Annotated in this window: 14 protein-coding genes; 7 read left to right on the top strand and 7 right to left on the bottom strand. The window is 70.7% G+C overall.

Features of this window, described 5'->3' with window-relative positions; translation table 11 throughout:
* Positions 1-9 precede the first annotated feature (9 nt).
* The 6 genes from DFH01_RS19480 to DFH01_RS19505 all read right to left on the bottom strand — a co-directional run bounded on the left by DFH01_RS19480 (position 10) and on the right by DFH01_RS19505 (position 7604).
* On the bottom strand, positions 10-1071 hold the full coding sequence (locus DFH01_RS19480; RefSeq protein WP_109872129.1) for an ABC transporter permease: 1062 nt from the start codon (positions 1069-1071) through the stop codon (positions 10-12).
* Positions 1068-2591: an ABC transporter ATP-binding protein gene (locus tag DFH01_RS19485; RefSeq protein ID WP_109872130.1), complete on the bottom strand. Its 1524-nt coding sequence runs from the start codon at positions 2589-2591 to the stop codon at positions 1068-1070. Before DFH01_RS19485 ends, DFH01_RS19480 begins: the two co-directional genes overlap by 4 nt.
* A gap of 132 nt (positions 2592-2723) precedes the next feature.
* Positions 2724-3722 (bottom strand): BMP family lipoprotein, encoded by a 999-nt coding sequence (locus tag DFH01_RS19490; protein WP_109872131.1) that lies wholly within the window; start codon positions 3720-3722, stop codon positions 2724-2726.
* 77 nt (positions 3723-3799) lie between these two features.
* Positions 3800-4675, bottom strand: coding sequence for a DMT family transporter (locus tag DFH01_RS19495; RefSeq protein ID WP_332903289.1), 876 nt, complete (start codon positions 4673-4675; stop codon positions 3800-3802).
* On the bottom strand, positions 4672-6285 hold the full coding sequence (locus DFH01_RS19500; protein WP_109872133.1) for an amidohydrolase: 1614 nt from the start codon (positions 6283-6285) through the stop codon (positions 4672-4674). Before DFH01_RS19500 ends, DFH01_RS19495 begins: the two co-directional genes overlap by 4 nt.
* Positions 6282-7604: an NAD(P)/FAD-dependent oxidoreductase gene (locus DFH01_RS19505; RefSeq protein ID WP_109872134.1), complete on the bottom strand. Its 1323-nt coding sequence runs from the start codon at positions 7602-7604 to the stop codon at positions 6282-6284. The genes DFH01_RS19500 and DFH01_RS19505 overlap by 4 nt, the downstream gene beginning before the upstream one ends.
* Before the next feature lie 114 nt (positions 7605-7718).
* Here DFH01_RS19505 and DFH01_RS19510 point away from each other — a divergent pair, with 114 nt between their 5' ends.
* The 6 genes from DFH01_RS19510 to DFH01_RS19535 are packed head-to-tail and all read left to right on the top strand — an operon-like array spanning position 7719 to position 13320.
* Positions 7719-8828, top strand: a complete 1110-nt coding sequence (locus DFH01_RS19510) for an extracellular solute-binding protein (RefSeq protein ID WP_158287827.1) — start codon at positions 7719-7721, stop codon at positions 8826-8828.
* 38 nt (positions 8829-8866) lie between these two features.
* Positions 8867-9814 carry a 2-hydroxyacid dehydrogenase gene (locus DFH01_RS19515; RefSeq protein WP_233256188.1) on the top strand — a complete coding sequence of 316 codons (948 nt, stop codon included), beginning with the start codon at positions 8867-8869 and terminating at the stop codon, positions 9812-9814.
* The gene (locus DFH01_RS19520) at positions 9814-10584 is read left to right on the top strand and encodes a class II aldolase/adducin family protein (protein ID WP_109872136.1); all 771 of its coding nucleotides are present in this window, start codon (positions 9814-9816) and stop codon (positions 10582-10584) included. The genes DFH01_RS19515 and DFH01_RS19520 overlap by 1 nt, the downstream gene beginning before the upstream one ends.
* Positions 10584-11684, top strand: a complete 1101-nt coding sequence (locus DFH01_RS19525; protein ID WP_109872137.1) for an ABC transporter ATP-binding protein — start codon at positions 10584-10586, stop codon at positions 11682-11684. Before DFH01_RS19520 ends, DFH01_RS19525 begins: the two co-directional genes overlap by 1 nt.
* On the top strand, positions 11684-12529 hold the full coding sequence (locus tag DFH01_RS19530; protein ID WP_109872138.1) for an ABC transporter permease: 846 nt from the start codon (positions 11684-11686) through the stop codon (positions 12527-12529). Before DFH01_RS19525 ends, DFH01_RS19530 begins: the two co-directional genes overlap by 1 nt.
* Positions 12529-13320, top strand: coding sequence for an ABC transporter permease (locus DFH01_RS19535; protein WP_109872139.1), 792 nt, complete (start codon positions 12529-12531; stop codon positions 13318-13320). Before DFH01_RS19530 ends, DFH01_RS19535 begins: the two co-directional genes overlap by 1 nt.
* Here DFH01_RS19535 and DFH01_RS19540 read toward each other — a convergent pair.
* Entirely contained in the window at positions 13262-13855 is a 594-nt protein-coding gene (locus DFH01_RS19540; protein WP_158287828.1) for a GNAT family N-acetyltransferase, read from the bottom strand. The two genes, DFH01_RS19535 and DFH01_RS19540, sit on opposite strands and share 59 nt — an antisense overlap.
* A 113-nt stretch (positions 13856-13968) precedes the next feature.
* On the opposite strand from DFH01_RS19540, the gene DFH01_RS19545 reads away from it, so the two are divergent.
* Positions 13969-14979: a dimethylarginine dimethylaminohydrolase family protein gene (locus tag DFH01_RS19545; protein WP_109872141.1), complete on the top strand. Its 1011-nt coding sequence runs from the start codon at positions 13969-13971 to the stop codon at positions 14977-14979.
* Positions 14980-15002 lie beyond the last annotated feature (23 nt).

Consider the following 15002-nt stretch of genomic DNA (forward strand, 5'->3'; position numbering starts at 1 on the left):
GGCTCAGGCCTACGCGCCGAGCAGGCGCGACAGCGGCGCGCGGAACAGCGCCCCGAGCGCGCCGGTGAAGAGGATCACGAGGCCCTGCACCACCATCACCGTCTCGCGCGGCAGGTCCGGCATCTCGAAGGCCAATTCCGCACCGCCCTGCGCCAGCGCGCCGAACAGCAGCGCGGCGAGCAGGACGCCGACCGGATGGTTGCGCCCCATCAGCGCCACCGCGATGCCGGTGAAGCCGGCGCCACCGGTAAAGTTCAGGATCAGCTTGTCCTGCGAACCGAGCAGCTCGTTCACCGCGATGCCGGCGGCGAGTGCGCCGGAGATCGCCATGGCGGCGATGATGCGCCGGCCCTGGTCGATGCCCGCATAGGCGGCGGCGTCCGGGTTGGAGCCGACCACGCGCAGCCCGTAGCCCCAGGGCGTGCGCCAGACGAGCACCCAGACCGCGAGCGCGGCGAGCAGCGCGAGCGGCAGCGCGAGGTTCACCGGCGACCGGCCTGGGAAGCCGAAATCGGAGAGCGGCGGCAGGCCGACGGCGAAGCGCCGCGTCTCCGGCGCCATCTGACCGGGCTCGATCAGCACGTTCACCAGCAGATAGACGAGCAGCGAGGCGGCGATGAAGTTGAACATGATCGTCGTGATGACGACGTGGCTGCCGCGCCGTGCCTGCAGCCAGCCCGGGATCGCGCCATAGGCCGCGCCGGCCAGCGCGCCCGCCGCGACGGCAAGGATCACGACCAGCGCGGCCGGCAGCGTCGAGTCCAGGCCGAGCATCACCAGCGCCAGGCCGAGCCCGCCGATCGCCGCCTGCCCCTCCACGCCGATGTTGAATAACCCGCATTTGAAGGCGATGGCGACGGCCAGCCCCGCGAAGGCCATGTCGGTCGCGTAGAACAGCGTGTAGCCGACGGAATCCCAGGATCCGAAGCTGCCGATCGCCAGCGCCTGCAGCGCCGCCGCGGGCGACTCCCCCGCCGCCAGCACCACCAGCGCCGAGACGCCGAGCGCGAGCAGCAGGTTCAGCGCCGGCAGCAGCGCGAGATCGGCCCAGCGCGGCAACTCCCGGTTCATGCCGCAGCACCCGCCATCAGCAGCCCGAGCCGGCGCTCATCCGCCGCGCCGCCGGGCAGCTCGCCGACGATGCGGCCGTCGAAAATCACCAGGATGCGGTCGGAGAGGGCGAGGATCTCGTCGAGCTCGACCGAGACCAGCAGCACCGCCTTGCCCGCGCGCCGCCAGCCGCGCAGGCGTTCGTGGATCGCCTCGATCCCGCCGATGTCCACGCCGCGGGTCGGCTGGCCGACCAGCAGCACATCCGGCTCGCGCTCCATCTCGCGCGCCAGGATCAGCTTCTGCTGGTTGCCGCCGGAAAACAGCGAGGACCGCAGCCGGGGCAGGGCAGGGCGGACGTCGTTCTCGCGCATCAGCCGCGCCGCATGCGCCTCCACCTTGCGGCCGGAGACCAGGCCGAGGAAGCGGCGCCAGGCGGGATCGCCATGGTAGCCGAGGATGGCGGATTCACACGCTTCGAATTCGGGGATGAGGCCATGGCGCAACCGGTCCTCCGGCACATGCGCGAGGCCGAGGCGCCGCAGCGCAGCGGCGTCGAGGCCTGTGATGGGTTCGCCGCGCAGCCGGACCGTGCCGGACTCCGGGGCGCGCATGCCGGAGACCGCCTCGAGCAGTTCGGTCTGACCGTTGCCGGCGACGCCCGCGATGCCGAGGATCTCGCCCGCATGCAGCGCGAGGGAAACGCCGCGCACGCGCTCCACGCCGGCATTGTCGCGCACGCGCAGATCCTCGACCGCCAGGATCTCGGGGCCGGGCGCGCTGGGCGCGGGGCGCTGCGCGGCGGCGGGGCGGCGGCCGATCATCAGCTCGCCGAGTTCGGCGGCGGAGGTCTCGGATGTCTCGCGATGGGCCACCATCTTCCCGCCGCGCATGACGGAGACGCGGTCGGTCACGGCCATCACCTCGCGCAGCTTGTGGGTGATGAGGATGATCGCCTTGCCCTCGTCGCGCAGCGCGCGCAGCACGCGGAACAGGTCGTCCGCTTCCTGCGGCGTCAGCACGCCGGTGGGCTCGTCGAGGATCAGCACCTCGGCGCCGCGATAGAGCGCCTTCAGGATCTCCACGCGCTGGCGCGCACCGACGGGCAGGTCCTCCACCCGGGCGTCGGGATCCACGGCAAGGCCGTATTCCTCGGCCAGGCGCTTCAGCGCGGCGCGCGCCTCCGCCTCGCCGTGCTTGAGCAGCGCGCCGCCCTCGGCGCCGAGCATGACGTTCTCGACAACGCGGAAGGGCTCGACCAGCATGAAGTGCTGGTGGACCATCTCGATGCCGAGGCGCGCGGCATCGGCACTGTCATCGATGCTCACCTTGCGGCCATCCACGAGGATCTCCCCGGAATCGGCCGGGTAGAAGCCGTGCAGGATGGCCATGAGCGTGGACTTGCCGGCGCCGTTCTCGCCGATCACGCCATGGATCGAGCCGCGGTGGACAACCAGGTCCACGGCGTCGTTCGCCAGCACATGGCCGAAGCGTTTCGTGATGCCGCGGCACTCGATGGCCGGAGGTGCTGCAGACGTCACCCTTCCACGCCCTGCGTCCACGTCCGCCCCCCGGAGGCCTGCCGCGGGATTCCCGCGGCAGGCTGCGCCGGAACTTGCAAGATCAGAACCAATCCGGGGCCCCCGCGACGCTGCGAAGCGGCTTCGCGGGGATTACTGCACCGGGCAGCTATTGTTCGTCATGAAGTCGTGGACCGTCACGCGGCCCGCGACGATCTCGGCGCGCGCCTGGTCGATGCGGCTGCGCATCTCGGCGGTGACCAGCGCGGCGTTGTTCTCGTCGAAGGCCACGCCGACGCCGTCCTCGGAAAGGCCGAGCACCGTGCGGCCGGTGCGGAACTGGCCCGCGCGCGCCTGTTCGAAGGCGAGACGCGTCGCCACGTCCACGCGCTTCAGCATGGAGGTCAGCACGCGGCCCGGATGCAGGTGGTTCTGGTTGGAGTCCACGCCGATGCCGAGCCGGCCCGCATCGGCCGCCGCCTGCAGTACGCCCGTGCCGGTGCCGCCCGCGGCGTGGAAGATCACGTCCGCGCCGCGCTCGATCTGGCTGCGCGCCAGCTCGCCGCCGCGCACCGGATCGCGCCAGGCAGCAGGGGTGGAGCCGGTCATGTTCTGGAAGACCTGGATCTGCGGGTTCACCGCGCGCGCGCCCTGCACATAGCCGCAGGCGAACTTGCGGATCAGCGGGATGTCCATGCCGCCGACGAAGCCGATGCGGCCCGAGCGCGATGCCATCGCCGCCATCATGCCGGCCAGGTAGCTGCCCTGCTCCTCGCGGAACAGCACGGACTGCACGTTGGGCAGCTCCACGACGCTGTCCATGATGACGAAATTGATGTTGGGGAACTCGGCGGCGACGGTCTGCAGCGCGCTGCGCTGCGCAAAACCGACCGCGACGATCGGGCTGTGGCCGCGGCGGGCGAAGTTGCGCAGCGCCTGCTCGCGCTGCGGCTCGGCCGTCACTTCGAACTCGGCGACGGCGACGCCGGTGGCGCGCTGGAATTCCTGGCCGCCGCGGTGCACCGCCTCGTTGAAGGAGCGGTCGTTGCGGCCGCCCATGTCGAAGACGATGGCCGGGCGGATTTCCTGCGCGGCGGCGACGCCGCCGGACAGCAGGACGGCGCCGAGCGCCTTCAGGACGAGCCTACGCATCGGGACGGGCCTCGCGCGGGGTTACGGATCGGTCACGTCTAGCCGAAGCGTTGCCGCCGTCAACGGCTTGTTGCGCGTCACGCGCGGTTCACCACCCAGATTCCGGCCCCGATCAGGCCGAGGGAGAGCAGGAGCGGCCAGGTGATCGCCTCGCCCAGCACCAGCGCGCCGGCGACGGCGGCGAAGACGGGGGTGAGGAACAGGAAGGGGGCAAGCGCCGAGGCCTTGTGGCGGGCCACCAGCCAGAACCATGCGGCGTAGGAGATGAAGGCGACACCTACGGCCTGGAACAGCAGCGCGCCCCAGACCAGCGCATCCGGTGCGAAGACGCCGCGCTCGCGCAGGGCGAAGCCGAGCGGCAGCAGCAGCGCCGAGGCGGCAAGCTGATACAGCAGCGTGCGCTCCGGCGCGATGCGCGTCAGCCGCGTCGCCTTGATCGCGACGATGGTCGCGCCCCAGAAGATGCCGGCCAGCAGGGAAAGCAGGTCGCCCAGCAGGCTGGCATCCACCGGCGCGCCCAGCCGGTCCGCGAAGGCGGTGACGAGGCCGGCGAAGGCGAGAGTGAGGCCCGCAACCTTGCGCGCGGTGAGCTTGTCGCCCGGCACGAACAGATGCGCGCCGACCACCGCCCAGAAGGGCGCCATGTAGAGCAGCACCGTGCTGCGCGCCGCGGTGGTCAGTGCCAGCGCCTCGTACAGCGCCCAGAACTCGGCGGCGAAGAGCAGGCCGGAGAGCGCGCCGGGACCGAGGCTGCCGTCGCGCAGAAACACCGCGACCCCGCGCCAGCGGCACCAGAGCAGCAGCAGCGGTACGGCGATCACCGAGCGCAGTCCCGCCTGCACCAGGGGCGAGATGCCCTCCAGCCCGAGCTTCACCGCGATCTGCGCGATGCCCCAGGTGGCGCAGAGCGCGACCAGCAGCGCCGCGCCGGAGGCGGGAAGGGCGCCGCTCAGGCGCGGTGGCGGATCACGCCGCCGACGACCGTCGCCGCCACCTGCGTGCCGGCGATCGCGACCGTGTCGCCATCCAGCACGTCGCGATCCAGCACGATGAGGTCGGCGAGCTTGCCGATATCGAGCGAGCCCTTCTCATGCTCCTCGCGCTGCGCCCAGGCGCCGAGCCAAGTGTAGGCATGCACCGCTTCGCGCGCGGTGATCGCCTCCCGCGCATCGAGATCGGCGCCGGTCGTGGTGCGGCGGTTCACCATCGCGGCGATGGCGGTCCAGGGCGAAACACGGCAGACCGCAAAATCCGAGTGGCCGGGCGCCGGCACGCCGGCATCGATCAGGCTGCGATGCGGCCACATCCAGCGCATCGCCTCCTGACCGCGGTTGGCGGCATAGGCCTCGCCGAGCTCGTCCATGAAGCCGGTGGCCGAGCTGTCCACGAAGCCGCCGCGCTTCAGCCGCTGCAGGATGGGCGGCGTCACGTAGCAGCAATGCTCCACGCGCATCCGGTGGTCGCCGACGGGATGGGCGGCGAGCGCGGCCTCCATCACGTCGAGCGCGAAGTCGATGCCGCGGTCGCCCACGCCCTCGATCATCACCTGCAGCCCGGCCTTGTGCGCGGCGGTGGCGCGTTCGGTCAGGTCGTCCTTCTCGTAGAGGAGCATGCCGGTGTTCGGCACCGGCTCGCCGGGGATGGGCGCGCCGACATAGGGCTCCCAATAGGCGGCGGTGCGGCCGGAGGTGGAGCAGTCCGGGCACCACTCCACGCCGATCAGCCGCAGCCACTCGTCGCCGAAGCCGGAGCGGATGCCGGCGCCGATCAGGTGCGGGATGAGCGGTTCGTCGCGGCCGCTCGCGATGATGCCCATGCGCATGCGCCAGCGCCCGTCGCGGCGCATGTCCTGGTAGGCGCGGATCGCCTTGCTGGGCGTGAGGGAATTCGCGACGGAGGTGATGCCCGCGGCCAGGCACTGGTCCTGCACCATCTCCATCCCGTCCGCGATGTCGGCCTCGGAATCCTGGCCGTGGATCGCGTTGAGGAAGATGTGCGCCGCCGTCTCCCGCACCAGGCCGGTGAGCTTGCCGTCGAGCTTGTCGAAACGGCCGAAGGCGGGGTCGGGCGTGGTCTCGTCGATGCCGCAGGCGGCGAAGGCGGCGCGGTTGGCGAGGCCGAGATGCCCGTCCGTGCGCAGGATGAACAGCGGCCGGCCGTTGCTGGCGGCGTCCAGCTCATCGAGCGTCGGGTAGCCGCCGGATTGCCGTTCGTTGAGGCGGTAGAAGGCGGCCCAGCGGCCGGGCGGCAGCTCCGCGCAGCGGCGACGGATCGTCTCGAGCAGTTCCGTGCGCGTGCGCACGCGGTCGGGCGAGACCAGCGTCCAGGTGCGCAGGCGGATGGCATAGGCATCGGGGTGCGCGTGGCTGTCCACGATGCCCGGCAGCACACGCCGTCCTTCGGCATGCAGCACGGTGGTGCCCGGGCCGATGTGCTGGCGGATCGCGTGGTCGTCGCCGAGTGCCACGATGCGCCCGTTCACCGCGGCGAGCGCCGTGCACTCGCTGCCGGCCGCATCCATCGTCGCGATGCGGCCCCCGAGCAGGACGAAATCGGCGTTCATGCGGCCATCCGATCGAGCTTGTCGCGAAGCTGGTAATAGGTGCCCACCAACGGCAGGAACCAGGGGTTGCCCGTGTAGGTCGGGCGCGTGGGGAAGGGCAGGCCGTCCAGGGCGAAGCGTTCATTCGCGGCGCCGGCGATCTTCAGCGCAACGTTGTGACCGAGCCAGGTTGCCATCGCCACGCCGCTTCCCTGGCAGCCGGCGGCGTAGTGGATGCCGTCCTGCACGCCGATATGCGGCAGCCCGTCGAAGGTGAAGGCGACGAAGCCGGTCCAGGCATGGGTGATCCGGCTGTCGCGCAACTCGGGGAAGCATTCCACCATCGTCGCATGCAACACCGGCGCGGATTGCTCGGCTGTCGCCTTGCGGAAGCTCGCGCGGCCACCCCAGAGCACGCGCTTTCCGTCCGGCGACGGCCGGAAATAGTTCAGCACGCGCTTGCTGTCGCTGATCATGCGACGCCCTGGGAACAGGCGATTCATCGTGTCGGCTGGCAGTTCCTCCGTCGCGATGATGTAGGAGTTGAGCGGCACCAGCCGGCGTGCCAGCCAGGGGCTCGCCGTGCCGCGCTTGTCGAGCGAGTAGCCGTTGGTGGCGACCAGCACCGCATCGGCGCGGAGCTCGCCCCTGTCGGTGACGATGCGGAAGCCACCGCCCTCCTGCAGAATGCGCTGCACGCGCACGCCATCCACCAGCATCGCGCCGGCGCGTGCGGCCGCGGCGGCGAGGCCGCGCGCATATTTGCCGGGATGCAGGCTGCCGGTCGCCGCCGCGGCCATGCCGCCGTGATAATGGTCGCTGCCGAGGAAGTCGCGCTGGCGCGCCTTCGGGATCATCTCCGCCGGCAGGCCGGTGACCTCGGCGATCCAGTCCACCTTCCTCGCCATCGCGTCGTAATGCGCGGGCGTCCAGGCGCCAACATAGCGGCCGCAGCGGACATAGTCGCAGTTTATGCCCTCGCGCGCGATCGTCTCCTCGATGAAGGGCAGGCTGGCGGCGCAGGTTAGCGCGATGCGCTGCGCCTCCTCCTTGCCGTGGACCTTCTCGAGGTCGCCGCTTGCCACCTTCAGCCCGCCCGAGACCATGCCGCCATTGCGCGAGGAGGCGCCCCAGCCGATGCGCTCCGCGTCGAGCACGACCGGCCTGTGGCCCAGGCGGCACAGCGTGAGTGCGGCGGAAAGCCCCGCATAGCCGCCGCCAATGATCGCGACCTGCGCCTGGTCGGGCAGCGTCGTGTCGCGTTGCGAAGGTTCCGCCGCCTCCCACCACCAGGGGAAGACGCGGAAGCCCTCGGCGAAGGGCGGTTGCGGATGGGTCATTGCCGGCGCGCGCGTCTCGGGTTTCACTCTCGGCCAGGAGGTTCCCGCCGACAGCCGTCGCGATCAAGGGGACCCGTCGGGGATGGGTGCGCAAGCCGGAGAAGGAGACGGGCCATGCAGAGCTTCCAGCAGGATTGCGTCGAGCTGGCGCTCGAGAAGTATCGCCGCGGGGAAGTCAGCCGCCGCACCCTGCTGGCGGGGCTCGCGGCGCTCGGCGTGGGCAGCGGCCTCGCCTCGCGCGAGGCGGCCGCGCAGGAGCGGCAACTGGTCATGGTGAACTGGGGCGGCATCGCGAACCAAGCCTTCGGCCGCTTCTACGGCGATCCCTTCGCGTCAGCCAATCCGGGCGTGCGTGTGGTGCAGGACAGCACCGGGCCGTCCGCGGGGCGCATCCGCTCGATGGTGGAGAGCGGGCGCGTCACCTGGGATCTCTGCGACAGCTCCGCGACCAGTTCCTACCTGCTCGGCGGGATGAACCTGCTGACGCCGATCAACTACGACATCGTCAAGCGCGACGACGTGATCGGCCCGACCTTCGCGCTGGAACATGGCGCGGCGCCGTATTCCTTCAGCAATGTGCTGGTCTATGACACCCACAAATTCCCGAATGGCGGGCCGCAGAGCTGGGCGGATTTCTGGGATCTGCGGCGCTTTCCCGGCACGCGCCTGCTGCGCCGCGATGCCGCGGGCGCGCTGGATGCCGCACAGATGGCGCTGGGCAAGGATCCGCGGAACCTCTACCCGCTCGATATCCGCGCGAGCCTCGCCAAGGTGCGGGAGATCCGGCGCAACTGCGTGTTCTGGACCTCGGGTTCGGAATCCGAGCAGTTCATCCGCACGGGCGAAGCCGTGATGGGCCAGATCTGGCACACCCGCGCGAAGGTGCTGGAGCAGGAAAGCAACGGCCGGTTCAAGCATGTGTGGAACCAGGGTATCCTGCAGCCCGGCATCTTCGTGATGCCGCGCGGCAATCCGGGCGGCGAACTGGCGCAGCGGCTGCTCGCCTCGATGCTTGGCAACCCGGAGGCGCAGGTCGGGCTGCTGCAGTTCCTCGGCAACGGGCCGACCAATCCGCGCGCCGCGGCGCTGGTGCCGGCGGAGTTCCGTCGCTTCAACCCCACCGATCCCGAGAACGCGCGCGTGCAGGTGGCGCAGGATGGGCGCTGGTGGGGGCAGAACTACGCGCAGGCCAATGCCGACTACATCGACATGGTGACCGGCTGAGGGCACAAGGCGCGACGGAGCAGCAAGCCGGGGGCAGCGTGGCGCGACCCATCCTGTTGGTGAAGTCCGGCGGCGAGGCCGCGTTCCCGGAATGGCAGCGCCATTTCGCCGCCGCGGGCGCGCCGGTGGAGGTGCGCTGGTGGGACGACGCCACGGTGGACCCGGCTGCCGTCCGCTACGTGCTGGTATGGGATCCGGAGCCTGGGCGGCTCGCGAGACTGCCGAAGCTGGAGGTGATCTTCGGCAGTGGCGCGGGCGTGGACTTCATAACCGCCGATCCCGACCTGCCGAAGCACATCCCGCTGGTGCGCATGGCGACGCCCGGCGCGGCGCAACGGATGGGCGAGTATGTGACCTGGGCAGTGCTGTCGCTGCTGCAGGATGCGCGCCGCATGACGCTCGCCCAGGCCTTGCCGTGCTGGGATTATTTCGAGCGCGACGCCACCGCGCGGGAGACAACGGTGGGTATCATGGGCCTCGGGCACATGGGCGCGGCCGCGGCGCGCATGCTGCAGGGCATCGGCTTCCCGGTGATCGGCTGGTCGCGGACGCGCAAGGACCTGCCGGGCGTCGAAAGCTTTGCCGGCGCGGTGGAGATGGGCGCCTTCCTTGCGCGCGCGGACATCCTCGTCTGCCTTCTGCCCGCCACGCCGGAGACGCGCGGCATCCTCGCTAGGCCGTTGCTCGACCGCATGAAGCCAGGCGCCGCCCTGGTGAATGCCGGCCGCGGCAGCCACCAGCGGATCGAGGACATACTGGCCGCGCTGGACTCCCGAAAACTTGCGGCCGCCGTGCTCGACGTGTTCGAGCAGGAGCCGCTGCCCGCGGATCATCCGGCCTGGACTCATCCGCGCCTCACCATCACGCCGCATGTCGGCAGCCTGCCGCCGCGCAGCGAGCGCGCCGCGCATGTCGCCCGCATGATCGCCCTGCATGAGCGCGGCGAGACGCTGCCCAATCTCTACGACCACGAACGGGGCTATTGATGCCGCTTCCCCCGCCGCCTGTCCGACCCGACCCGAACCGTGTGCCGACCGAGCGCGAGTTGCGAGAGGATCTCGCCGCCGCCTATCGCCTGGTCGCGCTGTTCGGCATGACGGACCTGGTCTTCACCCATCTCTCGGCGCGCATCCCGGGCGAGGGCCACCGCTTTCTGGTGAACCCGTACGGCCTGCTGTTCGAGGAGATCACCGCAAGCAGCCTCGTCGTCGTGGATGCCGAGGGCGAGCCGAAGCAGGAGACCTCCTGGCCGGTGAATCCGGCGGGCTTCGTGATCCACTCCGCCGTTCATATGGGCCGCGAGGACGCGCAATGCGTCATGCACACCCACACCCTGGCCGGGATGACCATCGCCGCGCAGCAGGCCGGGCTGGTGCCGCTGAACCAGATGATGATGGAGTTCGAGGGGCGCGTCGCCTATCACGGCTACGAGGGCATCGCGGCGGATGACAACCTCTCCGAACGCGAGCGGCTCGTGCGGGACCTCGGCGACAAGCCCTGCCTGATCCTGCGTCACCACGGCCTGCTGACGGTCGGGCGCAGCGTGGCGGAGGCCTTCTACTGGATGTACTACCTGGAACAGGCCTGCCGCATCCAGCTCGCGGCGCAATCCTCCGGCGCGAAGCTCGCGCTGCCGCCGGCTGAGGTTGTGGAGCGCACGCGCGCGCAGTTCAGCACCGGTCCCGGCAAGGGCTGGCTGCCCTGGCAGGCGTTGCGGCGCAAGCTGGACCGCGAGCAGCCCGGCTATCGCGACTGATGTCGGCCACCGGACACGCCCTGGCGCTGCATGGGCTGACCAAGCGCTACGGCAGCTTCACCGCCGTGGACGACGTCTCCCTGCGCATCGAGCGCGGCCAGTTCCTGACGCTGCTCGGCCCCTCCGGCAGCGGCAAGACGACGATCCTGATGTGCATCGCGGGCTTCGTCGCGCCGACTGCCGGCGCCGTGCTGCTCGATGGCCGCGACATCACCGCCTTGCCGCCGGAGAAGCGCGATTTCGGCATGGTGTTCCAGGGCTATGCGCTGTTCCCGCACATGACGGTGGCGGAGAACGTGGCCTTCCCGCTGCGCGTCCGCCGGATGGGTGCGGCCGAGCGGCAGGAGAAGGTGCGCGCGGCGCTGGACCTCGTGCAGCTCGATCGCTTCGCGGATCGCCTGCCGCGGCAGCTTTCCGGCGGGCAGCAGCAGCGCGTGGCGCTGGCGCGCGCGCTGGTCTTCGACCCGGCGCTGCTTCTGCTGGACGAGCCGCTCTCGGCGCTCGACAAGAAGCTGCGCGCCGAGCTGCAGGAGGAGCTGAAGGCGCTGCATCGCCGCGTCGGGCGCACCTTCGTCAACGTCACGCATGACCAGGAGGAGGCGCTGTCCCTCTCCGACCGCGTGGCCATCCTCAACCATGGCAAACTGGTACAGGAAGGCGCGCCGGCGGCGCTCTACGAGAAGCCGCGCACGCGCTTCGTCGCGGACTTCCTCGGCAAGTCCAACTTCCTGCACGGCACCGTGCGGGAGGCGCATCCGGGCGGCTTCGCCGTGATGGCCGGCGGCACGCGCGTGATCCAGGCGATCGCGCCCGACGCGCCGCGGCCCGCCGCCGGCACGCCGGCGCTGCTGTCGCTGCGCCCCGAGAAGATCGCCCTGCTCGGCGAGGCGGAAACCGCGGAGAACGCCGTGGATGGGCGCATCCTGAGCTGGTCTTATCTCGGCGCCGGTTTCGCCATCAATGTGGCCACCCAGGATCTCGGTGCGCTGCGCGTGACGCTGCCGAGCTGGGGCGCGCCCTTCGCGCCGGCGGAGGGCATGCCGGTGCGGCTGGGCTGGAGCGCGACGGCCAGCGTGCCGGTCGCCGAGGACGCGGACTGATGGCCGCGGCGGCGCAGCGGCAGACCGGCTGGTGGCTGCTGATCCTGCCCGCCTTCCTGCTGATGACGGCCTTCTACGTCGCGCCCATCCTGCAGGTGCTGGCGATCTCCTTCACCGAGCCGCAACCCGGCCTGCAGAACTACGAGCGCCTCTTCACCAGCGAGAGCGTGCAGCGCGTGATCGGCACGACGCTGCGCATCTGCCTGATCACCACCGCGCTGGCGCTGCTGCTGGGCTATGCGCTGGCCTACCGCATCGCGCTGGCGGAGGAGCGGGTGCGGCGGTGGTGGATCCTGGCCGTGCTGGTGCCGCTCTGGATCAGCGTGCTGGTGCGCGCCTTCGCCTGGGTGACGCTGCTGCGCCGCCAAGGGCTGGTGAACCAGGCGCTGCTCGAGACCGGCGTGATCGCGGAGCCGCTGCAGCTTGTCTGGAACGAGTTCGGCATCGTCGTCGGCATGGTGCACTACATGGTGCCCTATGCCGTGCTGCCGATGCTTGCCAGCATGCGGGAGATCGACCCGCGGCTGCTGGCCGCCGCGCGCGGTCTCGGCGCGTCGCGCTTCACCGTCTTCGCCCGCGTCTTCCTGCCGCTGTCGGCGCCGGGGCTGATCGCTGCGGGCGTGCTGGTCTTCATCTTCTCGCTCGGCTTCTACATCACCCCGGCGATCCTCGGCGGCGGCAAGACGCTGATGGTCGCGGAATGGATCGGGCTGCAGATCCTGGACCTGATCCGCTGGGGCCTGGGCACCATGATGGCGACGGTGCTGGTGGTGGCGATCCTGACCACGCTCGCCATCTTCTCCCGCGCCGTGGACCTGCGCCGGCTGTTCGGGAGCGGCGCCTGATGGAAGGCGCGCATCGGCCCGGCGGCGCGGCGAAGGGGCTGGCCTGGCTGGTCGCGCTCTACTTGGTGCTGCCGATCGGCATCATCCTGCCGGTCTCGCTGACCGACCAGCGCTTCCTGTCCCTGCCGCAGGAGGGGCTTTCGCTGCGGCACTACGCCACGGTGCTGACCTCGACGGAATGGCTCGGCTCGATCGCGCAGAGCTTCTGGATCGCGGTGGGCTCCACGATCCTCGCCGTGGTCGCCGGGACGCTCTGCGCGATCGGCTGCTGGCGGATCTCGCGGCGAGCGACGGACCTGGTCCGTGCGTTGATGCTGCTGCCGATCATCATCCCTTCGATCGTCTATGCGATCGGGCTCTATCGCTACTTCGCCGGGCTCGGGCTGCTGGACCGGTTCCTCGGCGTGGTGATCGCGCATGGCGTCACCGGCATCCCCTATGTGATCATCACCGTCTCCACCGCGCTCGCCGCCTTCGATCCGCGGCTGGAGCAGGCGGCGCGGGGGATGGGGGCGAGCCTCTGGCAGACCCTGCGCTGGGTGATCCTGCCGCGCATCGCGCCCGGCATCGCTTCCGGCGCGATCTTCGCCTTCATCCATTCCTGGGACGAGCTGGTCATCGTGCTGTTCATCGCCAGTCGAGACGTCTTCACCCTGCCGCGCCGCATCTGGGACGGGATCAACGAGAACCTGGATCCCGCCATGGCGGCCGTCGCGGTGCTGCTGATCGTCTTCACGGTGCTGCTGCTGCTGCTGGACATGGCGCTGCGGCGCCGGCGCGATGCGCCATGACCGCGCGGTGCGCCGGCATGGGGCGCACCATGCGCACCACCGGGAAGGCCATGCGCCCGCCGAGGGCCAGCACGTGATCGGACACGGCGCAATAGCCCAGCGCGTCGTAGAGCGGCACGCCGGAGAGCGTGGCCATCAGCTCCGCCACCTCCGCGCCTTCCGCGGCCAGGCGCTGTTCCACCGCGGCCATCAGGCGGCGCGCGATGCCGCGGCGCGTCACCTCCGGCGCCACATAGACGCTGCGCACGGTCCCGCAGCGGCCGGGCAGGGGCAGCAGCGTCTCCCGCATCAGCCGCGCGTAGTTCGGCTTGCGCAGCGTCCAGCCGGCGCTGCCGGCGATCCGTCCCTCGAGCTCCGCCACCAGATAGGTGCCGTCGCCGATCAAGCGGGGGTCCATCGTGCCCATCTCGGCCAGCGCGGCCTCCAGCACCTCGCGGTCGTAGAAGGCGGCGCCGAGCAGGCGAAGGCTGCGCTGCTGCATCGCCAGCAGCGGCTCCAGGTCGTCCGGGGTTGCGGGGCGTATAAGGGCGGTCATCGGGGCATCTCCGTCCCCGCCTTCGTAGCGGCCGCGGATTGCGGCGTTATGTCGCGGTGCGGCCGCGATGGTGTCATTCATGTCGTCCGTGACGCAGTTGAGGAGGACCGGCCATGTCGCGCGCGATGAGCGAGTTCGACCACCGCTACAACATGCTGATCGAGCGCTTCGCCTCGGTGCCGGAGCCGCCCTTCGAGGACGCCGCGGAGACGGCGCGGGTCTGGGGCCGCGCCTGGGGCTGCGATTCCGACATCGGCCGGCTGCGCGCGGTGCTGATGCATCGCCCCGGCGAGGAGATGCATGTCGTCGAGAAGCTGCCGCTGATCCCCGAGCTCGGCGCCTACGGCGCCCCGGAGAGCGGCGCCTACTGGCGCGGCGAGGTCCGCCCGACGCTGGCCGAGCAGCAGGCGCAGCACGATGCGCTGGCGAACGCGCTACGCGAGGAGGGGGTGGAGGTCGTCTACCTGAAGCGCTGCGCGCCGGGGCGGCACAAATCCATCTACACGCGCGACAGCTCCTTCGCGGTGAAGGGCGGCGCGATCGTGACGCGCATGGGCCCGAAGATCCGCCGCGGCGAGGAAGCGCCTGTAACCGAGACGTTGGCCTCCATCGGCATGCCGATCCTGCGCACCATCCACGGCACCGGGCTGATGGAAGGCGGCAGCTTCGCCTGGATCCGGCCGGATCTCGCCGTCGTCGGCGTCTCCTCCCGCGTGAACGAGGAAGGGGCACGGCAGGTGGAGGAGGTGCTGCGCGTACAGGGCGCGCGGCTGATCCGCGTGCAAATCCCGGGCTACCGCCTTCATATCGACGGCGCCTTCGTGATGATCCACCACGACACGGCCATCGTGAATCCCTCGACGCTGCCCTTCGTCTTCATGGAGGAACTGAAGCGCGAAGGCATCCGCATGATCCCGGTGAACCATGAGGACCCGTCCTGGGCGATCAACTGCCTGGCCGTCGCGCCCGGCCGCGTGCTGATGAGCGACAAGGTCTCGCCCCGCACGCAGGAGGCGCTGGACCGCGCCGGCGTCAGCGTGAAGCTGGTGCCCTATGACAAGGTGGGCCTCGGCGGCGGCGGGATCCATTGCTCCACCTGCCCGCTGCTGCGCGACCCGCTGTGACGCCAGCCGCGGCGGCGGGCAGG

This window comes from Falsiroseomonas bella, from assembly GCF_003173615.1.
In the GTDB taxonomy this organism is placed as follows: Bacteria; Pseudomonadota; Alphaproteobacteria; order Acetobacterales; family Acetobacteraceae; genus Falsiroseomonas; species Falsiroseomonas bella.